Here is a 21,681-nt window from a genome sequence, read left to right as displayed (position 1 = left end):
CGGCGATCCAGGCCAGCTGGAGGATCGGGGAGTCGGCCAGACCTGCGGACAGGGCGTTGGGCTCGGTCGAGTGTAGGACCCGGTAGCCCTTCATCTGGGACCAGGCCCGTTGCGCTGCTTCGAGGGCAGCGCGTTCTTCCGCTCCGAGTCCCTCGGGAACCGGGAGGTCTTCGCCGGCCATGCCGAGCTGGAGCCGGTCTCCGTGGGTGTGAGCGCCGATCACCCGCTCCGGCAGGAGCATCGCCATCCGGCCGGTCACCCCGGCGCCGAGGTCACCGCCCTCCACACCGAACCGCTCGTAGCCCAGTCGGCTCATCAGCTCCCCGAACGCCATTGCGGTCCGTTCCAGGGTCCAGCCCCGCGCCGACAGCGGGCTGGAGAAGGCGAAGCCGGGCAGTGACGGAACGACGACGTGGAACGCGCCGGCCGGGTCCCCACCATGCGCCCGTGGATCGGTCAGCGGCCCGTCGGCCTCAAGGAACTCCACGAAGGACGTCGGGGACAGCTCTCCTGTGCGGGAGAGCCGGGCAGCCTCGCTGCTCGGGGTGTTGCGTTCCGGGTCAGCGAGGATGCGACGCGCGACCTCGCGGATGACGGCCGAGGCGTGCGGGTGCAGTACGACCTTGTCGATCCTGCCGCCCATCACGGTCCTGACGTACTGGAACCCGTAGGACGGCTTGCCCTTGGGACGCCCCGCCGCACGCGTCTTCACCGTGGCGCTGCGGTTCCGGCGCTGGATCGCCCGCAGCTCCATCTGCGCGCCCCACGCCTCCATGGTGAAGCGGTTCTCGTCGACGGGGTCGTCCAGGTCCCACGGTCCGTCATGGCCGAAGGTGACGAGCAGCTTCCCCTCGTCGCGCATTTTGTAGCCGGTGTTCAGGCAGTCGACGACGTTGCGTCCGAGGCGGTCGACGGCTGCCGCCGCCAAGCCGTCGTACGGGCCTCGCTCGCCCCGGAGCCAAGGGCCCAGCTTGGGACGAGTCATCGGATCGGACGTGGCCAGCTTCATCCTCGACAGCCGACGCACGCCGAGCAGGCACTTCCACATCCGCCGTAGGGGCGTTCGATCACGTTCAGGTCCGTACCGCGCGAAACTTCTCCGTATCGGGTGCTCAAGGTACGGAGATTTCGCGGCCGCCCCGGGACGGTCTCGGTCGGACCGGGGGCTCAGCCCAGGAAGCTGAGTCGGACCTGACGGTCAGGGTTGTCCGTGTTCGTGTCCACCAAGCACACGGATTGCCAAGTCCCCAGCTCAAGACGTCCCCCGAGCACCGGAAGGGTCGCGTGGGGTGGGACGAGCGCGGGGAGGACGTGGTCGCGGCCGTGGCCGGGGGAGCCGTGGCGGTGGGTCCAGCGGTCGTCGGCGGGGAGGAGGGTGTGGAGGGCGGCGAGGAGGTCGTCGTCACTGCCTGCGCCGGTCTCGATGACGGCGATGCCGGCCGTGGCGTGGGGGACGAACACGTTGAGGAGGCCGTCGCGGTCCCGGGCCACTTCGCGGAGGAAGGACTCGCAGTCATGGGTGAGGTCGACGACCCGTTCCCGGGAGCCGGAGGTGATGTGCAGGACGTGAGTGGTGAAGGCATCGGACATGGGGGCATTCTCCCCGGTGCGGACGGGGGTGGCTTCCGGAGCGGGGCGGGGGGACCGGACCTGCCCGGCGCCCATGCGGCTCCGTACGCCACCGCACCCGCACCCGCCACACCCCTCCCTTCCCCTCTCCTACCTGTCCCATCCCGAAGTCCACCTCTCAAGACACCCGTTGACCCCCACCCCCCAACTGGCTACCTTCAGCCGCATGTTGCGTTCAGCCCTGCTCACCACGCGCGGTCACATCGACCTGCTGCGGGTGGCCTCCGCCGCGTGTCGCCGCGGCTGCTGACGTCTTCTCCCTCTCGGCGGCTCTCCCCCTCGGCGGACCTGTGACGTCCGCCTGATCCGGTGTTGCCGAGGTGTGTTCCCCCACCGCCCCGTGGAGCATCCATGAGCATCAGCCATGCCCGGCCACCGTCCGACTCCACCAAGCCCGACATGACGGACAGTGGCGCAATCGCCCTCCAGCCCATCGTCCCCCGCGCCACGCGCCGCACCCGCGTCCCCCGCTGGCTACGCCGCGCCACAGGACCGGTGTTACTGCTGGCGCTGTGGCAACTCCTCAGCACGACTGGGGTGTTGACCTCGGACGTGCTCGCCTCACCGGGACGGATCGCGGAGGTCGGCAGGGACCTGATCACCGACGGATCGCTGACGTCGGCGATGGGGACGTCGCTGCGGCGGGTGGCCCTCGGGCTGCTGTTCGGGACGGTCGTCAGCGTCGGACTCGCCCTGTTCTCGGGGCTGTTCAGGATCGGCGAGGACCTGGTGGACGCGCCGGTGCAGATGGTGCGGACGGTGCCGTTCGTCGGCCTGATCCCGCTGTTCATCATCTGGTTCGGGATCGGCGAGAGCCCGAAGGTCGCGATCATCACGCTCGGCGTGACCTTCCCGCTGTACCTGAACGTGTACGCCGGGATCCGCGGCGTCGACTCCCAACTCGTGGAGGCGGGCGAGTCGTTGGGGCTGTCGAGGTGGGGGCTGGTCCGGCATGTCGTGCTGCCGGGCGCGCTGCCCGGCGCGCTGACGGGGCTGCGGTACTCGCTCGGCATCGCCTGGCTCGCACTGGTCTTCGCCGAACAGGTCAACGCGGACTCGGGGATCGGGTTCCTGATGGTGCAGGCGCGGGACTTCCTGCGGACGGACGTGATCGTGGTGTGCCTCATCGTGTACGCGTTCCTCGGGCTGTTCGCCGACTTCGTCGTCCGTTCTCTGGAGAGGGTGCTGCTGCAATGGCGACCGACGTTCACCGGCCGGTGACCGGACAGGCGGTACGGGTCGAGGGGCTGACGCGGTCCTTCGACGGGCGTGCCGTCATCGACGACCTCCAACTCGCCATCGGGTCCGGCGAGTTCGTGGCGCTCCTCGGCCGCAGCGGCTGCGGCAAGTCGACGTTGCTGCGGATCCTCGCGGGGCTCGACCGGGAGATCGAGGGGACGGTGCTGGTGCCGCGCCGCAAAGCGGTCGCGTTCCAGGCACCCCGGCTGATGCCGTGGAAGCGGGTGTGGCGCAACGTCCTGCTCGGGCTGCCCGGCAAGCCCCCAAGGGCCGTCGCGGACAAGGCACTTGAGGAAGTCGGCCTCACGAAGCACGCCAACGCCTGGCCCAAGACCCTCTCCGGCGGCGAGGCCCAACGCGCCTCACTGGCACGGGCGTTGGTCCGCGAACCCGATCTCCTGCTGCTGGACGAGCCGTTCGGCGCCCTCGACGCGCTCACCCGGATCAACGCCCAGCGCCTGGTGGGCGAGTTGTGGCGGCGACGCGGCTGCGCGGTCCTGCTCGTCACGCACGACGTCGAGGAGGCCGTCCTGCTCGCGGACCGCGTCCTGGTGATGGACGGCGGGGTCATCGCGCACGAGCAGCGCATCGACCTCGACCGGCCACGCGACCTCGCCGACCCCCGGTTCGCCGAACTGCGGGCGGGGTTGCTGGCACGGCTGGGGGTCGAGGCGGCGGCGTGAACACCCTGACTCCGGTGGCCCGAGCGCCCCGGCTCCGGCGGTTCGAGCACCCTCACCCCGGCGGAGCGAACCCCGGGTGAACCCCGGCGGCCTCCACTCCTCCGCCCCCGCCGACCGAGCCCCCGGCCCCGGCCCCTCCCCCGGCCGCCCGAACTCCCCACCCTGGCGTCCGAAACTCCGGCCGACAGAAACCTCCACCACCCGAATCCCCAGCCCTCACCACCCTCCGCCACCCCAACTCCCCTCCCCCCGCCCCCACTTACCCCACCCCCACAGACAGGGCCCACCACATGCGACGACGCCACCCCCTCCCCGCCGCCCTCCTCCCCCTCGCCCTCCTCCTCACCGCCTGCGCCGGCACCTCCTCCGCGAGCACGACGACCGACGGCACCGGCTCCCTCACCCTCAACGTCGGTGACCAGAAAGGCGGTTCGGAAGCGGTCCTGCGTGCGGCCGGTGAACTCAAGAACCTCGGCTACAAGGTCAAGTGGTCGACGTTCACCTCCGGCCCACCCCTCCTGGAGGCCGTCAACGCCGGCGCGGTCGACATCGGCGCCGTCGGCAACACCCCGCCGGTCTTCGCGGCCGGCGCGGGCTCGAAGATCACGGTGGTGGCGGCGTGGCACGGCTCGTCCGAGGGCGAGGCGATCCTCGTGCCGAACGGCTCGAAGCTCACCAAGTCCGCTGATCTGAAAGGGAAGTCGATCGCCGTCGCGCAGGGCTCCTCCGCGCACTACCAACTCGTCGCGTCCCTCAGGGCGGCCGGCCTGACCCTGGACGACGTCCAGGTCAAGTACCTCCAACCGGCCGACGCGCTCGCCGCGTTCACCTCCGGCAAGGTCGACGCGTGGGCCGTCTGGGACCCGTACACATCACAGGTCCTCGAAGCGGGGAAGGGGCGCGTACTGACGACCGGGCAGGGCATCGTCAACGGCCTCAGCTTCCAGGTCGCGGCGCCCGCCGCGCTCAGGGACCCGAAGAAGACCGCCGCGATCGCCGACTACCTCGCGCGGCTGCGCCGGGCACAGGACTGGGTCTCCGGGCATCAGACGGACTGGGCGAGGGTGTGGGCGAAGGACACGGGGCTGCCGTACGACGTGGCGCTCGCCTCGGTGAAACGTACACACGCGACGCGCGTTCCGGTCGCTGTCGATCAGCCGCTGATCGATTCCGAGCAGAGGATCGCCGACACGTTCGCGGAGTTGAAGCTGATCCCAGGAAAGGTCGACTTCTCAGGGTTCGTGGACAAGCGCTTCAACGGCAAGTTGCCCGCTTCGACAACCCCGGCGAGGTAGCCACCGCAGACACCCCAGTGGAGGAGGGCCACGCGGCCGTCACCCTGATCGAGGACCGGGTCCGGCGGGGCCTCCCGCCGCGCAGCGTCGTCTCGGTCGCCGCCCCCCTCAACGACTCGATCCGCGAGGGCCTGGCGAACGGCGTGCTGAACCGCCACCCCATGTTCGACGCCCCCCGACGAGCGTCCGCCGGCCCGACGGCGACGAGGCGCAGGCAGACGTCGCCCTCCGGGCCACCGGCTTCCGCCCCGCCCTCCCCCCGCCTCACCCATCTGAACCTCCGCGAACCCGGGGGAACCGGCGGCGGCCTGACGGTCGTCGGCCCGAGCCGGGGGGCGAGCCCCGGCTCGGGCGTGTGTCATCCCGCCTTCGGTTTCCTGGCCTGGAGCTTGTTGAACTCCGCGACGTTGCGCTGGTGTTCGGCGTAGTCGGCGGTGAAGCGGGTGTCGCCGGGCTTGACGGTGACGAAGTAGAGCCAGTTGCCGGGGGTGGGGGTGATGGCGGCGCGCATGGCTTCTTCGCCGGGGTTGTCGATGGGGGTCGGGGGGAGGCCCATGCGCTGGTAGGAGTTGTAGGGGCTGTCGATCCTCGTGTCGGACTCCGCCGTGTTCAGCGTCGAGCGGTTGAGGGCGTAGTTGATCGTCGAGTCCATCTGGAGGGGCATGCCGCGCTCCAGCCGGTTGAAGACGACGCGGGCGACCTTGCCCATGTCCGCCTTGGTGGCGGCCTCGGCCTGGACGATGCTGGCGATGGTGACGGCCTGGTAGACGTTCATCGCGTTGCGCTGGGCGCCGGCGGCGACGGGAGCGCCGTTGAACTTCTTGTCGGCCGTGGCGACCATGTACGTCAGGAGGGACTGGGGGGTCGACTTCTCGGTGAGGGGATACGTCGCCGGGAAGAGGTAGCCCTCGGGGTTGCCCTCCGCGTCGGCCGGGAGGCGGAGGCCGCTCTTCGGCAGGGCCTTGCGTGTCGTACCGGCCGGCAGGGCGAGCGCCTTGTCGACCGCCTCGTAGACCTGGCCCGCGCGCCAGCCCTCCGGGATGGTCAGCACTTTCGGCTTGGCGGCCTCGGGAGCCGGCCGCTCCACGCTCAGCAGCGGCACCGCCACCGCGGCGGCGGCCACTGCCGCCCCGGTGACGACGAGGACGGTTCGGCCGCGGCGCGTCAGACGGATCGCGCTCCGGGGCGGAGTGTTCATCTGCATGCGGGCACGTTAACTCTCATACAATCAAAAACCGGGCATATCTTCCCCTTGTCGGATCATCAGCCCCCGGAAGCCGCAGCACCCCGGAGACCACAGCACGTGGGAGAGCGGCGCTGGCGCGGGGACGGGGCTCGTCGACGCGGGGGCGGGACTTGTCGGCGCGGAGACGGGGCCACGGAGCGGGAGGGAGCCGTGGCAAGAGGAGGCCGACCCGACGGGAAGCCGTGGCAGGAGAAGGGCGCCCCGCCGCGAAGCCGGGGAGGGGCGGCCCCTCTGGCGAGCCGGCCCCGAGAAGGCCGGTCCGCCCCAAGAAGCCCAGCCCGGCGAGCCAACCCCAAGAGAGCCGACCCCATCGAGCGCCCTCTAAGCAGCCCGGCCCCTGAGGAAGCGGCACCTCTCAACACGCCCCCCCAGCACACCGCCCGCTCCGAGCCACCCCCGCCAAACACACCACAGCCCCCGCCCACCCACCTCAGCAACACCTCCCCCTCACGACGCCACCACCGCCTCCCCCCGCCTCACGAGCCCCGCATACTTCCCCTCCCGCTCCACCAACTCCTCATGCGTCCCCCGCTCCACAACCCGCCCCTCCTCCAGGACGACGATCTGATCAGCCCCCCGGATCGTCGACAGCCGGTGCGCGATCGTCACCGTCGTCCGATTCGCCGACAACGCGTCGAGCGCCCGCTGCACGGCGTACTCCGTCCGCGTGTCCAGCGCGCTGGTCGCCTCGTCGAGCACGAGGACCGGCGGATCGCGCAGGATGGTGCGGGCGATGGCGAGCCGCTGTTTCTCCCCGCCGGAGAACCGGTGCCCCCGCTCACCGACGACCGTGTCGTACCCGTCGGGCAGTGAGACGATGTGGTCGTGGATCTGCGCGGCGCGCGCGGCGGCGTGCAGCTCCTCGTCCGTCGCGTCGGGCTTGGCGAAGCGCAGGTTCTCGGCGACCGTCGCGTGGAAGAGGTACGTCTCCTGGGAGACGATGCCGACGGCCCGCGCGAGGGTGTCGAGGTCGAGGTCGCGGACGTCGACCCCGTCGAGGGTGACCCGGCCGCCCGTCACGTCGTAGAGGCGGGGCACCAGATGCCCCAGCGTGGACTTGCCCGCACCGGTCGCGCCGACGACGGCGAGGCTGTGCCCGGCGGGGACGGTGACGTCGATCCCGTCGAGGATCGCCCGCCCCTCGCCCTCGTACCGGAACGAGACGTCCTCGAAGCGGACCTCGCCCTTGACCCGGTCGAGGTGGACGGGGTGGTCGCGCTCGGTGATGTCTATCGGCAGGTCCAGGTACTCGAAGATGCGCTGGAAGAGCGCGAGGGACGTCTGGATCTGGACGCCGGTCGACAGCAGGCTGACGGCGGGCCGGAACAGCCCCTGCTGGAGGGAGACGAACGCGACGATCGTGCCCAGCGAGACGCCGGGCCCGCCGACCTGGAGGACGACGCCCGCCGACCAGTAGATGACCGCTGGCATCGCGGACATGACGATCCCGATGACGGCCATCCGCCAGCGCCCGGCCATGCTGGAGCGGACCTCCAGGTCGACAAGGCGCTCGGACTCGTCCGCGAAGGACCTGGTCAGGGAGTCGGCGCGGCCCATCGTGCGGCCCAGCAGGATGCCGCTGACCGACAGCGACTCCGTCACCGTCGCGGACATCGCGGCCATCTGTTTCTGCCGCTCGGTGGTGATCTTCTTGCGCTCGCTGCCGACCCGGCGGCTGATCCAGACGAACACCGGCAGCAGGAGCAGCGAGACGGCGGTCAGCCGCCAGTCGAGGGCGAGCATCGCGACGACGGTGGCGACGACGCCGGTGAAGTTGGAGACCAGGGACGTCGCCGTGGACGTCACCGTCGCCTGCATGCCTCCGATGTCGTTGGCGATGCGGGACTGGACCTCGCCGGTGCGGGTGCGCGTGAAGAACGCGAGCGACATGCGCTGGAGGCGGCCGTAGACGGCGGTGCGCAGGTCGTGCATGACGCGCTGGCCGACCGTCGTCGAGATCAGCGTCTGCAGGACGCCGAAGACGCCGGACAGTATCGCGCTGAGGATCATGCCGAGGGCGAGCAGGCTCAGCAGGCCCGTACGGCCCTCGGGGATCGCGACGTCCAGCGTCTCCTTCAGCAGGAACGGGGTCGCGACGGACACCAGTGAGGAGGCGGCGACCAGCAGGCCCACGAGGGCGAGGCGGGCGCGGTAGGGGCGGAACAGCTTCAGGATGCGGCGGACCTGCCGGGGCTGCGGCTCGGCATCGGCCGGCGGCTTCCAGGCGGTTTTCTCTCGGTCGGGGTGCATGGGCTCCTTCGCGGGGCACGGGGATCAGGACCACGTTCATTGTTACCTATACTCACAATGAACGGCATCCTGTTATTGTTCCCGCATGGCCACCCCGGATCCAGACAGCCTCCTCGCCGAGCAGTTGCTGCGGTTCACCCGCCGCGTGCACCGCATCCAGAAACGGCACATCGAGGAGTGCGGTCTGGGTGTCACCCCGGCCCAGTCCCGCCTGCTGCGCACGCTCGCCCAGTACCCCGCCCCGCCTCGCATGGCCGACCTCGCCGAACGCCTCGAAGTGGTCCCGCGCGCGGTGACGACGCTGGTGGACGGCCTGGAGGCGAACGGCAAGGTCCGCCGCGTCCCCGACCCGACCAACCGCCGCGTGATCCGTATCGAGCTGACCGAGGACGGCCGGCTGGCCCTGCGCGCCCTGCGCGGCGCCCGCCGCTCGGCCGCCTCGGAGATCCTGGCACCGCTCACCGAGGACGAGCGCGAGGCACTGGGCGAGCTGCTGGGCACGCTGCTGGACGGCATGCCGGTGCACGGCTAGGCGTATCGGCACACGGAACAGGCCGCGGCCACCGGCTCCGGGGTGTCGGAGGCGGTGGCCGCGGCCTGTTCCGTCGCGTTCGTCAGCGTTTCGTCCGCGGTCGTCCGCGCTCGCCCGTGAGGATTCCGCGGCGGAAATTCACTCGAACGAGATCAGCTCACTTCGGGCGCGGGCTCCTTCTTCGCGAGCTGAGCGGGCACGGCGGCCTCGTCGGCACCGGCCACGTCGTCCTCGTCCCCCGTCACGTCGATCTCCCGGTCCAGCACCTTCCGTGCCCGCTCCAGGTCCAGCGCGCCCTCCCAGCGCGACACCGCGAAGACGGCGACGCAGTTGCCGAGGAGGTTCGTCACGACGCGCATCGAGTCCATGATCCGGTCGACGCCGAGGAGCAGGGCGACCGCGCCCGCCGGGATCGCGCCGAGCGAGGACGCGGTCGCGGAGAGGGCGAGGAAGGCGGAGCCGGGGATGCCGGCCATGCCCTTGCTGGTCAGCATCAGGACGAGGACGACGGTGATCTGCTGGCTGAGGCTGAGGTCGACGCCCACGGCCTGCGCGATGAACAGGGTGCCGATGGAGAGGTAGAGCGAGGCGCCGTCGAGGTTGAAGGAGTACCCGGTGGGCAGCACCAGGCCGACCGCGTCGTCCCGCGCGCCCGCCTTGCGCAGCTTCTGCATGACGCGCGGCATGACCGACTCGGTGGACGCGGTGCCGAGCGCGAGCAACATCTCCTCGCGGATGTAGCGCAGGAACTTCCAGAGGCTGAGCCCGGTGACCATCTTCAGGGCGACGGCGAGCAGCGCGATGAACAGGGCGGCCGCCGCGTAGCACAGGGCGATCAGCTTGCCGTAGGTCTCGATCACGCCGAGGCCGTAGTTGCCGATGAGGACGGCCATCGCGCCGAACACGGCGATCGGCGCGAGCCGCATGACGAAGCCGACGATCGCGAAGATGATCTCCTGCGCCTGCTCGATCGCGGGCAGCACCTGCGGGACCTTCGTGTGCCCGAGGTGCAGCAGCGCCGCGCCGACGAGACAGGCCAGGATCAGCACCTGGAGCAGGGAGTTCTCGGCGAACGCGCCGATGAACGAGGTCGGCAGCGCGTGCAGGATGAACTCGGTGGTCGACGGCAGCGACCCGCCGTCCGTCTTCGCGTCGACGGCCGCCGCGTTCAGCGTGGACGGGTCGACGTTCATCCCGGAGCCCGGCTGGACGAGGTTCGCGGCGAGGAGCCCGACGATCAGGGCGAAGGTGCTCGCGACCTCGAACCAGATCAGCGCCTTGAGCCCGATCCGGCCGAACGCCTTGAGGTCACCGGCCTTGGCGATCCCGACGACGACCACACAGAACACCAGCGGCGAGATGATCGTCTTGATCAGCCGGATGAAGCCGTCGCCGAGCGGCTGGAGGTCGGAGGCGAAGCCGGGCCACAGCTTGCCGACGGCGATTCCGAGCACGAGCGCGAGGGCGACCTGGACGAAGAGCGAGGTACGCAGCGTTCGTGCGGCGCGTCGCGGCAGGGACGGTACGGACTGCGGCACGGGCACTCCTGAGAGGGGACGGTGGACTCACAGAAACCCGACAGGACTTCTGCGATACGGAAAGCGTCTTCCGTGCCGATCACTTTGGAGTGCCCGTGGCTCGTAGGGAAGACCTCCGTGTTGCCGATTTGTAAATCACGTCATGAGTGATGCATCACACATCAGGAGGTTTCAGCAGGCGCTACTGTCCCCTGTCAGCACGCCCTGAACCGCCGTCACCGTGCGGTCGTAGCAGCCCCCGGAGCCCGTCAGCCGGTAGCGCTCGGTCGTCGTCGCGACACCCTGCCGCTGGTCGCGCGGCACACCGGTCGTGTACGCCGCGTCGCCCGTGTAGGTGTCGTCGAGCCGCGACCACCGCCCGCGCGAGTCGCTGACGGCGGCCCGGTCGGCGAGCGTCATGACGGTCCGCAGCCGGGCGTCCGCGCCGATCGTCGTCTCGCCGTCCATCGTGTACGTCCGGTGCGCGCGCGTCGCGTGCCCGTTGACGACGACCGTCTCGTCGTCCCGCCAGACGCCGTCGAGGGCGTCGGTGCTCTCGCCGTCGGTCCAGCGGTGCGCCGAGGTGTGGGCCAGGGTGCGGGCGACCGTGGTGGTGACGCGGCCGTGCGAGGTGTCGAGGTACCCGGCGACCGTCAGGCTGTGCCCGGCCCGCGTGTCGACGCGGTGCTCCGTGCCGGGCGTGTACGTCGAGGAGCCCGTGGGGGCGCCTTCCTTGTGGACGGTCAGTTTCCCGCCGACCCGCTGCTTCCCGGCGTCCTGCCAGACCAGGACGTTGACCGGCGCGCTCCACCCCGTCTGGCCCTCGGGAACGCCGACGACGGAGACCTCGACGCGATGCGGGCGGCCGTCGTTGAGGAGTCCCGCGAACGGGGTCAGGTCGTACTCGATGGGCTTGATGTCGAAGGCGCGGGGGCCGGGGACGACGTACCAGAGGAAGGGGTTGGACCAGCCTCCGGTCCACACGGTCGGGAACGGGGTGGCGATGCCGGCGAGCCTGCCGTCCACCGTGATCCGCACCTCGCGGTAGGGGCCGTCCGGGGTCTGGCACGAGTAGGGCGCCGGGGCCGGGACGGAGAGGTACCAGTACTCCTCGCAGCCCCCGCCGGAGCCGGTGGCGTAGACCTCGGCGAGGATGCGTTCGCTGTTGCGCGGGGTGGTGAGGGTGTGGTCGGGGGTGAGGGTGAGGACCTTGTCGGGGACGGAGGTGCGTGAAGTGCCCTGCGTTTCGGGGGACTTGTGGGACGCGGGCGCCTTGTGGAACGTCAGCGTGACCTTGACGTCCAGCACGCCCGTGTACGTCTCGTCCACGACGTTCCCGATCAGCATCTCCACGTCCTGCGCGCGCCGCAGCGTGTCCGTGTACCGGGTGACGTCCTTCTCGACCGACCACTCGATGCCGTCCGGCGAGGGCTGCGGCGTCGACGTGCGGTAGATCTCGACGCCTCCGACGTGCAGGGAGCCGAGCCTGTCGTACTGGCGGCCCTTGACCTTGCCGTCGAGGCGCAGGACGACCTTGCTCCAGTCGGTGCCGCACGCGGCGGGCGGGGTGTACGTCCCCCGGTACGGGGTGAAGTCGCGGAACTGGGCCTGGGCGACGGTGACTTCGCATGACTTGGTGCCGGGTTTCGGGACGGGCGGGGCGGCGGTCAGGGGGTCGTGCCAGTCGGAGCCGAAGACGGGCGGGGCGTCGATGACGGGCGGGGCGTCGGTTGCGGGGGCCGTCGCCCGGGTGGGGACGGACGCCTGTGCGGAGTCGGCTGGCTGGGCGGGGTCGGCCGCCTGGGCCGGGTGCGCGGTCGCCGTCAGAGGGAGGGCCGCCGCAGCGAATGCGGCGAGCATGGACATGATGAGCCGTCTGGTCATGGCCGGTGTTCTAGGGGAGTCGCCCCGCGTCCCGCAATGGTGCGGTTCAGGCCGCCAGCTCGGCCCGGTCCCCCATCACGACGACCGGGTGTGCGGCCGGGTCCAGCGTCTTCAGCAGGTGTTCCATGCCCGCCTTCGACAGGCTGACGCAGGCCGATGTGCCGCTGCCGTGGTCCATGTGGAGCCAGATGCTCCCTCCCTTCCTCTCCCCCTCCGGGCGGGTCGGGTCGCTCGGAGAAGTCCCCTTGATCCGGTTGTAGTCGATGGCGATGACGTAGTCGAAGTCGTGCCGGTACGGCTTCTGCCACCAGCTCGGCGTCTCGAAGGCGCTCGATCGCGTGTACGGCAGTTTCGTGCCGGGGTTCTTCAGGACGCCGCCCGCGTCGGTGAGGGTGAACACCCCCACGGGGCTGCGGCCGTCGTCCTCGTGATGGTCCGTCGTCCAGCCCTTGCGCGCGTTGTGGGCCGGCCAGCTGCTCTCCTTCTGCCAGGTTCTGCCCTGCTTGATGTAGAGAACGACCGTCGCGTCCGGAGAGTTCCTGCCCTCGCCGTACACCGCGACGACTTGCCGGGAGCCGGCCGGGATGCGCTCGCGCAGGCTCGGGCCGACGCCCGGAACGGTGGTCGGGGCCGCGGCGGCGGGCTTCTTCGTCCCGGCGTCCGCGCTGTCGTGGCTGTCGTGCGACTGCGTGCTCGCGCAGCCGGCCAGGGCGGCGAGCAGCGCCCCGGCCGCCGCCGTCCGCGTCACTGTTCCTCGCATGCCTTCCATGGTCGCAATCCGTGGGGCCCAGGGGAAAACCGGTTGAGTTTCGCCGTCCGGCGCGGCGAGGCTGGCACGGTTTGCGCCTCCTTCTGACACGAGTTCCTGGGACGTCATGCAGATCCAAGACCTTCCGTATCCCGACCCGGGTGTGCCCGACGCGCGTTCCGGGCCGCGCTTCCTGTGGTGGCTCGGGCGGAGCCAGGCGGGCGGTCAGCTCAAGTCCCTGGCCTGGGGCATGCTGCACTTCCCGGCCGTGGCGGCGCAGCCGTTCCTCGTCGGGTACGCCGTCCAGGCCGTCGTCGACCGCTCGGGCGCGCGGCTCGCGCTGGCGGGCGCGCTGATGCTGCTGTGCGGTGTCGCGATCACCCTCGGGGACACGTTCCTGCACCGGGCGGCCGTCACGAACTGGATCACCGCCGCCGCGCGTGTGCAGCAGTTGCTGGCGCGCAGGGCGGCGTTGCTCGGGTCGGCGCTGACCCGGCGGGTCGCGGCCGGTGAGGTGGTCGCGGTGTCGACGGGTGACGTGGAGAAGGTCGGGTGGTTCGTCGAGGCGGTGTCCCGGTTCACGGCCGCCGCCCTCACCGTCGTCCTCGTCTGCGTCGCCCTGGTGGTCTACCAGCCCGCGCTCGGGGCCGTCGTCGCCGTCGGGGTGCCCGTCGTGGCGCTCGCGGCGCTTCCGCTGCTGCCCCGGGCGACCCGGCGGGCGGACGCGCAGCGCGAGAAGGCGGGGCGGGCGACCGAGCTGGCCTCGGACACCGTCGCGGGGCTGCGGGTGCTGCGCGGGATCGGCGGCGAGGAGCTGTTCCTCGACCGCTACCGCGCCGCCTCGCAGGACGTCCGGCACGCGGCCGTCCGCAGCGCGAGCATGTGGGCGCTGATCAGCGCGCTCCAGGGACTGCTGCCGGGGCTGCTGCTCGTGGGGGTCGTCTGGTACGGGGTGCAGCTGGCGCGCGAGGGGCGGGTGTCGGTGGGGGAACTCGTCACCGTCTACAGCTCCGTCGCGATCCTTTCGTACCCTTTGCGACATTTCGAGGAGATCGCCATGGCCTACTCCTTCTCCCGGCCGTCGGCCGAGCGGGCGGCGCGGGTGCTGTCGCTGGCGCGCGGGGACGGTGGGGATCGGGCGGACGGTGTGGCGGTCCGTGCGGTGGACGGTGTGACGGGGGACGCGGCGCGCGGTGGTGCGGAGGGTGGTGGTGCGGAGGGTGGTGACCTGTACGACCCCGCCTCCGGGCTCCTCGCGCCCGCCGGGGCCTTCACCGCCGTCGTCTGCGGGGACCCCGACGCCGCCGGGCGGCTGGCCGAGCGGCTGGGCGGGCACAGTGCCGAGCCGGGGCCGTCGGTGCTGCTGGGCGGGGTGGCGCTGGACGAGCTGCCGCTGGACACCGCGCGCGGCCTCGTCCTCGTCCAGGACAAGGACCCGGTGCTGCTCTCCGGCACCCTGCGCGACCTGCTCGACGTGCCGTCGTCGGGAGCCGTGGACGCGGACGCCGCGCTCGCCGCCGCGCGCTGCGGGGACGTCCTCGACGCGCTCACCCAGGGCTCGCCGGGCGACCCCATGGACGCCCACGTCACCGAGCGCGGGCGCTCCCTCTCCGGCGGGCAGCGCCAGCGCCTCGCGCTCGCCCGCTCGCTGGTCACCGATCCCGAGGTGCTGGTCCTCGACGAGCCGACGTCCGCCGTCGACTCCCACACCGAGGCACGCGTCTCGGAGGGCGTACGGGGGTTGCGCAAGGGGCGCACGACGGTGGTGTTCACGTCCTCGCCCCTGCTGCTGGACGTCGCCGACCGGGTCGTGCTGCTGGACGGCGGTGCGGTGGCGGCGGTCGGGACGCACCGGGAGCTGCTGCGGGACGAGAGACGGTACCGGGCGGTGGTGACTCGGGAACCGGATGCGGATGTGGATGTGGATGCGGATGCGGACGGGGTTTCCGTGCCGGAGGCGGGGGCGCCGGGCGGTGCTGTGGCAAGCGCCGGTGTGCCGGGCGGTGTCGCGGCGGGCGGTGCCGTCACGGGCGCCGGAGCGAACGGCGTCGTTTCCGAGTCGGAGAAGATCGAGGAGTCGGCATGATCGGCGTTCAGCCGCCCCAGTACGACCCGGCGGCGCCGGCGACGGCGAGCACGCTGCCCGTCGGCGCGCCCGCGACCGTCCGCGCGTACGTCGGCGAGCTGGTGCGCAGGCACCGGCGCGCGTTCCTGGTCCTGGTGCTCGTCAACACCGTGGCGACGGTCGCCTCGATGGTGGGGCCCTGGCTGCTGGGCGGCCTCGTGGAGCGGGTGTCGGCCGGTGAGCGGGAGCTGCGGCTCGGGTTCACCGTCACGCTGTTCACGCTCGCGCTGGGCGTGCAGGCCGTGTTCGTGCACCAGGTGCGGCTGCGCGGCGCGGTGCTCGGGGAGCGGATGCTGGCCGACCTGCGCGAGGACTTCCTCGTGCGGTCGGTGCGGCTGCCGCCGGGCGTCCTGGAGCGGGCCGGGACCGGTGACCTGCTGTCGCGCGTCACCACCGACATCGACCGGCTGGCCAACGCCATGCGCGAGGCCGTGCCGCAGCTGATCATCGGCGTGCTGTGGTCGGCGCTGCTGCTCGGCGGGCTGGTCGTGACGGCGCCGCCGCTGGCCGCCGCCGTCCTGCTCGCCGTGCCGCTGCTGGTCGTCGGCTGGCGCTGGTACTTCAAGCGGGCGCCCGCCGGGTACCGGTCGGAGGCCGCCGGGTACGCGTCCGTGGCCGCCGCGCTCGCGGAGACCGTGGACGCCGGGCGGACCGTCGAGGCGCACCGGCTCAGGGAACGCCGGGTCGCGCTGTCCGAGCTGCGGATCAAACAGTGGACCGGTTGGGAGCGGTACACGCTGTGGCTGCGGTCGGTGCTGTTCCCCGTCATCAACGCCGTACACCTCACGGTGCTCTCGTCCGTGCTGCTGCTGGGCGGTGTGTTCGTCCTCCAGGGGTGGATCGGCGTGGGGCAGTTGACCACCGGGGCGCTGCTCGCGCAGATGCTGGTCGATCCGGTGAACCTGATCCTGCGCTGGTACGACGAGCTCCAGGTCGCCCAGGTGTCGCTGGCCCGGCTGGTGGGGGTGCGGGAGATCGAGCCGGACGCCGGTGAGGCGGGGCTCGTTCCCGAGGGGCGGGAGCTGGCTGCCGACTCGGTGCGCTTCGGGTACCGGGAGGGCGTCGACGTGCTGCGCGAGGTGTCCCTGTCGGTGGCGCCGGGGACCCGGCTGGCGCTGGTCGGCCCCTCCGGGGCGGGCAAGTCGACGCTGGGCCGGCTGTTCGCCGGGATCTACGCGCCGCGCGCCGGCCAGGTCGCCCTCGGCGGTGCCGAGCTGTCCCGGATGACCGCCGAGGAGGTCCGCTCCCACGTCGCCCTCGTCAACCAGGAGCACCACGTCTTCGTCGGCTCCCTGCGCGACAACCTCCTGCTCGCCCGCACCGGCGCGGACGACGCCGAGCTGTGGGCGGCGCTGGGCGCGGTCGACGCGTCCGCGTGGGCGCGGGCCCTGGACGACGGGCTCGACACCGAGGTGGGCTCCGGCGGGCTCGCCCTCACCCCGGCGCAGGCCCAGCAGATCGCCCTCGCCCGGCTGGTCCTCGCCGACCCGCACACCCTCGTCCTCGACGAGGCCACCTCCCTCCTCGACCCCCGCGCCGCCCGCCACCTCGAACGCTCCCTCTCCCGCGTCCTGGACGGCCGCACGGTCATCGCCATCGCCCACCGCCTGCACACCGCCCACGACGCGGACGTCATCGCCGTCGTGGAGAACGGGCGCGTCAGCGAACTCGGCAGCCACACCGACCTGGTCGCGGCGGACGGCGCGTACGCGGCGCTGTGGAGGTCCTGGCACGGGTGAGACGGGGGTGAGGGCGCGGCCTTCACGCGCGGGCGGGGGCCCTCCGCCTGTCCGCTCCCGCCGGGTGCGGTCTTCGCGCGGGCACGCGGGGGCGTCGTGCGGGCCGGGGCTGAGGCGGGCCGGGGACGAAGCCTCGCTCCCGCGCGCGGGGGCGTCGCCGGGGTGTGGGCGGGGCCGGTCGCCGCGCGGGCGAGCGCCGTCGGGCCGGGGGCGCACGCCGTGGCGGCGGTCCTCGTGACCGGTGGCAGGCCACGCGAGGCTCCTCCGGGGGTGTGTTCCGGCGTCGCGAGCGTCGCTCCGGTGGTGCGTCGGCGTCCGCGTGGCCCCGGTGTGTGCCGCCGTCCGCTCGTCCTCGCGCGCGTGCCCGGTGGGCCGGGTGTTCCGCGTTGCCGTTGCGCGGGCGCGGGGCGGGGTGGAACGTTGGAGGGCAGTAGGTGTGCACGGCGCGGTCCGGGTCGTGCCGGGACGTGGCTCGGGCCTCACCCTCTGGAGGTGTGCGTGACCAGCGGCGACGGATGGGGCGACGACGTCTACCAGCCCGACGGGTCCGAGGTCCAGGACGACGCGGGGCTGCTGGACGCCGAGGACACCCTCGACCAGGACGGCGTCGGCGACCCCCTCGACCGCGGCTGGTCCCCGCCGGAGCGCCCGTGGGCCGTCGAGCACACCGGCGTGACGGCGGCGGAGGCCCGGCGCGGGGAGACCCTGGACCAGCGGCTCGCCGAGGAGGTCCCGGACGTGGCCGCGTACGACGGCGACGGCCTCGGCGACTGCGACGGCACCGACGGCGAACTCCTCGACAACGAGGTCGGCGCCGCGCGCGCCGGCCGCCTGGTCGCCCCGGACGAGGGCGCCCACGAGGACGAGGAGAGCGCCCTCGTCGCCACGGACGTCGGCATCGACGGCGCCGCCGCCTCCGCCGAGGAGGCCGCGATGCACATCGTCGACGAGGACGCGCTGTCGGGGTGAGAGGGCCGAGCCCCCAGCCCGTTCCGCACTCCCGGAGGAGCCCGCATGAAGCAGGACCAGCACCCCGACTACCACGAGGTCGTCTTCCGCGACCGTGCCGCCGGGTACGCCTCCCTGACCCGGTCCACCGCGAACAGCGCGGAGACCATCGAGTGGGACGACGGCGCGACGTACCCGGTCGTGGACGTGGAGATCTCCTCGCAGAGCCACCCCTTCTACACCGGCAAGGCCCGCACGGTGGACACGGAGGGCCGCGTCGCCCGTTTCGAGCGGCAGTACGGCGCGGGCGAGCGCGAGGGTTGAGCCGGCCGTCAGATGAAATTGAGGGCGGCCGCCCCGCCGACCCCGCCGAGCAGCATGAACACCGGCATGAGCACCTTCAGTTCGACCCAGCTGCCCGCGCGGAACCGCATCGCCTTGGGCGGCCCGATCGGGTACCACCGCTTGCGGCCGATCGGGATGGGCCACAGGACGGGGCAGCCGGAGACGGTCAGCGCGTCCCCGAGGTCGTGCACCAGCGCGCCCAGGACGATCGGCAGCCCGAGCCACAGGTACTCCTGGCCGGGGTCGGTGAACAGCCAGTCCGAGCCGTTGCCGGGCTTGTCCAGCACCCCGGCGATGATCCACGCCGTGGCCGCCGCCAGCAGCCACACCAGGACGTCGCTGCTGGAGCCGCGCGCGGCCCGCCACAGCAGCCCTTCGATCGCCAGCACCATGTGCACGAAGAGGATCGCGAGGACCGCCCAGCGGCCCCCCATGATCGCCAGCGCCGAGGTGCCGGCGCCGATCGCCACCGCCCACAGCCAGGTGTGCGTCAGCGTGCGGTGCCCGCCGGAGCGCCGCGGGTCGCCCGGTTTGCGGGTCGCCTTGTAGACGGCGTAGGAGAGCTTGTCGACGATCTCGCACAGCCACCGCGAGACGGGACCGAAGGCGCGCGAGATGGTGGCGGCCTTGTGGTCGAGGTCGGGGGCGAGCGCGGCGCCCGCGCAGATCAGCGCGCCGGCCAGGACGACCGGCCAGGGCATCGGCCTGCCCGCCGCCGCGGCGGCGGCTCCGACGCCGAGCCAGGCGGCGGCGCCCGACAGTGAGTGTGCTGGTCCCATCATGGCGCTCGCCCGCCCCGTTCCTCTTGTGCCGCTGTCCAGTTGACCGGGTGCTCTGACACTCCGTCGGCGACACAGCGTAGCGGCCGTGATCTTCGCGGCGGCAGCCGATTCCCCTCAAAGGGCCCGGGACAGGCAAGATGGGTGTGTGACCCTCATCGATCAGTTGCCGCCGACCGCCGACCCCGACGCCCTGTACGAAGCTTTCGAGTCCTGGTCGCAGGAGCGCGGTCTCACGCTCTATCCGCACCAGGAGGAGGCGCTGATCGAGGTGGTCTCCGGGGCGAACGTGATCGTGTCGACGCCGACCGGGTCCGGCAAGAGCATGATCGCGGCGGGCGCCCACTTCGCGGCGCTGGCCCGCGACGAGGTCACCTTCTACACGGCCCCGATCAAGGCGCTGGTGTCGGAGAAGTTCTTCGAGCTGTGCAAGATCTTCGGCACGGAGAACGTCGGGATGCTGACCGGCGACGCGTCGGTCAACTCCGACGCCCCGGTGATCTGCTGCACCGCCGAGGTCCTTGCGTCGATCGCGCTGCGCGACGGCAAGGACGCGGACGTCGGCCAGGTCGTCATGGACGAGTTCCACTTCTACGCCGAGGGCGACCGGGGCTGGGCCTGGCAGATCCCGATCCTGGAGCTGCCGCAGGCGCAGTTCGTGCTGATGTCGGCGACCCTGGGTGACGTCTCCTTCTTCGAGAAGGACCTCACCCGGCGCACGGGGCGTCCGACCTCGGTGGTCCGCTCGGCGACCCGCCCGGTGCCGCTGTCCTACGAGTACCGGTACACGCCGCTGACGGAGACCCTGACCGACCTCCTGGAGACCCGGCAGGCGCCGGTCTACATCGTGCACTTCACGCAGGCGCAGGCGGTGGAGCGGGCGCAGGCGCTGATGAGCATCAACATGTGCTCGAAGGAGGAGAAGGAGCAGATCGCCGATCTGATCGGCAGTTTCCGCTTCACGACCAAGTTCGGCCGCAACCTCTCCCGGTACGTCCGGCACGGCATCGGGGTGCACCACGCGGGCATGCTGCCCAAGTACCGCCGGCTGGTGGAGAAGCTGGCCCAGGCGGGCCTGCTGAAGGTGATCTGCGGGACGGACACGCTGGGCGTCGGTGTCAACGTCCCGATCCGTACGGTGCTGTTCACGGCCCTGACGAAGTACGACGGCAACCGGGTGCGGACGCTGCGCGCGCGGGAGTTCCACCAGATCGCGGGCCGCGCGGGGCGGGCCGGCTTCGACACGGCCGGGTTCGTCGTCGCGCAGGCGCCGGAGCACGTCATCGAGAACGAGAAGGCGCTCGCGAAGGCCGGTGACGATCCGAAGAAGCGGCGCAAGGTGGTCCGCAAGAAGGCGCCCGAGGGCTTCGTGGCCTGGACGGAGAACACCTTCGAGAAGCTGATCGAGTCGGAGCCGGAGCCGCTGACGTCGCGTTTCCGGGTGACGCACACGATGCTGTTGTCGGTGATCGCCCGCCCCGGCAACGCGTTCGAGGCGATGCGCCACCTCCTGGAGGACAATCACGAGCCGCGCCGGCAGCAGCTTCGGCACATCCGCCGGGCGATCGCGATCTACCGCTCCCTGCTGGACGGCGGCATCGTCGAGAAGCTCGACGAGCCGGACGCGACGGGCCGCGTCGTGCGCCTCACGGTCGATCTCCAGCAGGACTTCGCGCTCAACCAGCCGCTGTCCACGTTCGCGTTGGCCGCGTTCGAGCTCCTGGACCCCGAGTCGCCGTCCTACGCGCTCGACATGGTCTCCGTCGTGGAGTCCACGCTCGACGACCCGCGCCAGATCCTCGCCGCCCAGCAGAACAAGGCGCGCGGTGAGGCGGTCGCCCTGATGAAGGCGGACGGCGTCGAGTACGAGGAGCGCATGGAGCGCCTTCAGGACATCACGTACCCGAAGCCGCTGGAGGAGCTGCTTTCCCACGCGTACGACACGTACCGCAAGAGCCATCCGTGGGTCGGCGACCATCCGCTGTCGCCGAAGTCCGTCATCCGGGACATGTTCGAGCGGGCCATGTCGTTCACCGAGCTGGTCTCCCACTACGAGCTGGCGCGCACGGAGGGCATCGTGCTGCGCTACCTGGCGAGCGCCTACAAGGCGCTGGACCACACCGTCCCCGACGACCTGAAGTCCGAGGACCTTCAGGACCTGATCGAGTGGCTGGGCGAGATGGTGCGCCAGGTCGACTCCAGCCTGCTGGACGAGTGGGAGCAGCTTGCCAACCCGGAGGAGATGACCGCCGAGCAGGCCCAGGAGAAGGCCGACGAGGTCAAGCCGGTCACCCTGAACACGCGCGCCTTCCGGGTCCTGGTGCGCAACGCGATGTTCCGCCGCGTGGAGCTGGCGGCCCTCGACCAGGTCGGCGAACTCGGCGAGATGGACGGCGAGTCCGGCTGGGACGCGGACGCGTGGGGCGAGGCGATGGACGCCTACTGGGACGAGTACGAGGACCTGGGTACCGGCCCGGACGCGCGCGGCCCGAAGCTGCTCGTGATCCAGGAGGAGCCGGCCGACCGGCTGTGGCGGGTCCGGCAGATCTTCGATGACCCGAACGGGGACCACGACTGGGGCATCAGCGCGGAGGTCGACCTCGCGGCGTCCGACGCCGAGGGCCGCGCGGTCGTGCGGGTCACCTCCGTGGGCCAGTTGTGAGGCAGCCCATGCCCCGTCCCGCGCCCCGGCCCGTGCCCCGGCCCGCGATCCGGTTCGTGA

Annotated in this window: 16 protein-coding genes and 1 pseudogene; 9 read left to right on the top strand and 8 right to left on the bottom strand. The window is 71.7% G+C overall.

The window, feature by feature from the left end; translation table 11 throughout:
* Nucleotides 1–748: 748 nt before the first annotated feature.
* Nucleotides 749–985 (bottom strand): annotated as a pseudogene (locus IAG44_RS43845) (recombinase family protein); the annotation flags it as partial.
* A 182-nt stretch (nt 986–1,167) separates the two neighbouring features.
* A complete protein-coding gene (locus IAG44_RS34755; RefSeq protein WP_187751041.1) occupies nt 1,168–1,590 on the bottom strand; it encodes a secondary thiamine-phosphate synthase enzyme YjbQ in 423 nt (140 codons plus the stop codon).
* A 438-nt stretch (nt 1,591–2,028) separates the two neighbouring features.
* Here IAG44_RS34755 and IAG44_RS34750 point away from each other — a divergent pair, with 438 nt between their 5' ends.
* From IAG44_RS34750 to IAG44_RS34740, 3 genes are all read left to right on the top strand, one after another.
* On the top strand, nt 2,029–2,850 hold the full coding sequence (locus tag IAG44_RS34750; RefSeq protein WP_425508540.1) for an ABC transporter permease: 822 nt from the start codon (nt 2,029–2,031) through the stop codon (nt 2,848–2,850).
* A complete protein-coding gene (locus IAG44_RS34745) occupies nt 2,823–3,551 on the top strand; it encodes an ABC transporter ATP-binding protein (protein ID WP_187751039.1) in 729 nt (242 codons plus the stop codon). The genes IAG44_RS34750 and IAG44_RS34745 overlap by 28 nt, the downstream gene beginning before the upstream one ends.
* A gap of 290 nt (nt 3,552–3,841) precedes the next feature.
* Nucleotides 3,842–4,846, top strand: a complete 1,005-nt coding sequence (locus tag IAG44_RS34740) for an ABC transporter substrate-binding protein (RefSeq protein WP_187751038.1) — start codon at nt 3,842–3,844, stop codon at nt 4,844–4,846.
* A gap of 358 nt (nt 4,847–5,204) precedes the next feature.
* Here the strand turns inward: IAG44_RS34740 and mltG are convergent, their stop codons facing one another.
* Together mltG and IAG44_RS34730 are read right to left on the bottom strand one after the other, a co-directional pair.
* Nucleotides 5,205–6,050, bottom strand: a complete 846-nt coding sequence (gene mltG, locus IAG44_RS34735; RefSeq protein ID WP_187751037.1) for an endolytic transglycosylase MltG — start codon at nt 6,048–6,050, stop codon at nt 5,205–5,207.
* A 489-nt stretch (nt 6,051–6,539) separates the two neighbouring features.
* A complete protein-coding gene (locus tag IAG44_RS34730; RefSeq protein WP_187751036.1) occupies nt 6,540–8,342 on the bottom strand; it encodes an ABC transporter ATP-binding protein in 1,803 nt (600 codons plus the stop codon).
* 85 nt (nt 8,343–8,427) lie between these two features.
* On the opposite strand from IAG44_RS34730, the gene IAG44_RS34725 reads away from it, so the two are divergent.
* On the top strand, nt 8,428–8,874 hold the full coding sequence (locus IAG44_RS34725; protein ID WP_187751035.1) for a MarR family winged helix-turn-helix transcriptional regulator: 447 nt from the start codon (nt 8,428–8,430) through the stop codon (nt 8,872–8,874).
* Between the two features lie 152 nt (nt 8,875–9,026).
* On the opposite strand, the gene IAG44_RS34720 is transcribed toward IAG44_RS34725, so the two are convergent.
* From IAG44_RS34720 to IAG44_RS34710, 3 genes are all read right to left on the bottom strand, one after another.
* Nucleotides 9,027–10,412 carry a cation:dicarboxylate symporter family transporter gene (locus IAG44_RS34720; protein WP_187751034.1) on the bottom strand — a complete coding sequence of 462 codons (1,386 nt, stop codon included), beginning with the start codon at nt 10,410–10,412 and terminating at the stop codon, nt 9,027–9,029.
* 171 nt (nt 10,413–10,583) lie between these two features.
* Nucleotides 10,584–12,275: a peptide-N4-asparagine amidase gene (locus IAG44_RS34715; RefSeq protein WP_246562258.1), complete on the bottom strand. Its 1,692-nt coding sequence runs from the start codon at nt 12,273–12,275 to the stop codon at nt 10,584–10,586.
* A gap of 46 nt (nt 12,276–12,321) precedes the next feature.
* Complete coding sequence (locus tag IAG44_RS34710) at nt 12,322–13,035, bottom strand: L,D-transpeptidase family protein (RefSeq protein ID WP_246562256.1); 714 nt, start codon at nt 13,033–13,035, stop codon at nt 12,322–12,324.
* A 115-nt stretch (nt 13,036–13,150) separates the two neighbouring features.
* Between IAG44_RS34710 and IAG44_RS34705 the strand changes: the two genes are divergently transcribed.
* From IAG44_RS34705 to IAG44_RS34690, 4 genes are all read left to right on the top strand, one after another.
* On the top strand, nt 13,151–15,109 hold the full coding sequence (locus tag IAG44_RS34705) for an ABC transporter transmembrane domain-containing protein (RefSeq protein ID WP_187751033.1): 1,959 nt from the start codon (nt 13,151–13,153) through the stop codon (nt 15,107–15,109).
* On the top strand, nt 15,106–16,887 hold the full coding sequence (locus IAG44_RS34700; RefSeq protein WP_187751032.1) for an ABC transporter ATP-binding protein: 1,782 nt from the start codon (nt 15,106–15,108) through the stop codon (nt 16,885–16,887). Before IAG44_RS34705 ends, IAG44_RS34700 begins: the two co-directional genes overlap by 4 nt.
* A 498-nt stretch (nt 16,888–17,385) precedes the next feature.
* Nucleotides 17,386–17,856, top strand: coding sequence for a DUF5709 domain-containing protein (locus IAG44_RS34695; RefSeq protein WP_187751031.1), 471 nt, complete (start codon nt 17,386–17,388; stop codon nt 17,854–17,856).
* Nucleotides 17,857–17,901: 45 nt separating this feature from the next.
* Nucleotides 17,902–18,159: a type B 50S ribosomal protein L31 gene (locus IAG44_RS34690; RefSeq protein WP_187751030.1), complete on the top strand. Its 258-nt coding sequence runs from the start codon at nt 17,902–17,904 to the stop codon at nt 18,157–18,159.
* An 8-nt stretch (nt 18,160–18,167) separates the two neighbouring features.
* Here the strand turns inward: IAG44_RS34690 and IAG44_RS34685 are convergent, their stop codons facing one another.
* Nucleotides 18,168–18,962 (bottom strand): metal-dependent hydrolase, encoded by a 795-nt coding sequence (locus IAG44_RS34685; RefSeq protein WP_187751029.1) that lies wholly within the window; start codon nt 18,960–18,962, stop codon nt 18,168–18,170.
* 145 nt (nt 18,963–19,107) lie between these two features.
* Between IAG44_RS34685 and IAG44_RS34680 the strand changes: the two genes are divergently transcribed.
* Nucleotides 19,108–21,621, top strand: coding sequence for a DEAD/DEAH box helicase (locus IAG44_RS34680; protein ID WP_187751028.1), 2,514 nt, complete (start codon nt 19,108–19,110; stop codon nt 21,619–21,621).
* The last annotated feature ends 60 nt before the right edge of the window (nt 21,622–21,681 follow it).

Origin of the sequence: Streptomyces roseirectus (assembly GCF_014489635.1) — a bacterium.
Taxonomy (GTDB): Bacteria; Actinomycetota; Actinomycetes; order Streptomycetales; family Streptomycetaceae; genus Streptomyces; species Streptomyces roseirectus.
This window is presented reverse-complemented; position numbering and strand designations above follow the sequence as displayed.

Bases quoted from the DNA above. Each gene is read 5' to 3' on its own strand.
- IAG44_RS34740 (WP_187751038.1), top strand. From the start codon at position 3,842: ATGCGACGACGCCACCCCCTCCCCGCCGCCCTCCTCCCCCTCGCCCTC.
- IAG44_RS34710 (WP_246562256.1), bottom strand. From the start codon at position 13,035: ATGCGAGGAACAGTGACGCGGACGGCGGCGGCCGGGGCGCTGCTCGCC.
- IAG44_RS34750 (WP_425508540.1), top strand. From the start codon at position 2,029: ATGACGGACAGTGGCGCAATCGCCCTCCAGCCCATCGTCCCCCGCGCC.
- IAG44_RS34705 (WP_187751033.1), top strand. From the start codon at position 13,151: ATGCAGATCCAAGACCTTCCGTATCCCGACCCGGGTGTGCCCGACGCG.
- IAG44_RS34700 (WP_187751032.1), top strand. From the start codon at position 15,106: ATGATCGGCGTTCAGCCGCCCCAGTACGACCCGGCGGCGCCGGCGACG.
- IAG44_RS34755 (WP_187751041.1), bottom strand. From the start codon at position 1,590: ATGTCCGATGCCTTCACCACTCACGTCCTGCACATCACCTCCGGCTCC.
- IAG44_RS34730 (WP_187751036.1), bottom strand. From the start codon at position 8,342: ATGCACCCCGACCGAGAGAAAACCGCCTGGAAGCCGCCGGCCGATGCC.
- mltG (WP_187751037.1), bottom strand. From the start codon at position 6,050: ATGCAGATGAACACTCCGCCCCGGAGCGCGATCCGTCTGACGCGCCGC.
- IAG44_RS34725 (WP_187751035.1), top strand. From the start codon at position 8,428: ATGGCCACCCCGGATCCAGACAGCCTCCTCGCCGAGCAGTTGCTGCGG.
- IAG44_RS34685 (WP_187751029.1), bottom strand. From the start codon at position 18,962: ATGATGGGACCAGCACACTCACTGTCGGGCGCCGCCGCCTGGCTCGGC.
- IAG44_RS34690 (WP_187751030.1), top strand. From the start codon at position 17,902: ATGAAGCAGGACCAGCACCCCGACTACCACGAGGTCGTCTTCCGCGAC.
- IAG44_RS34715 (WP_246562258.1), bottom strand. From the start codon at position 12,275: ATGACCAGACGGCTCATCATGTCCATGCTCGCCGCATTCGCTGCGGCG.
- IAG44_RS34745 (WP_187751039.1), top strand. From the start codon at position 2,823: ATGGCGACCGACGTTCACCGGCCGGTGACCGGACAGGCGGTACGGGTC.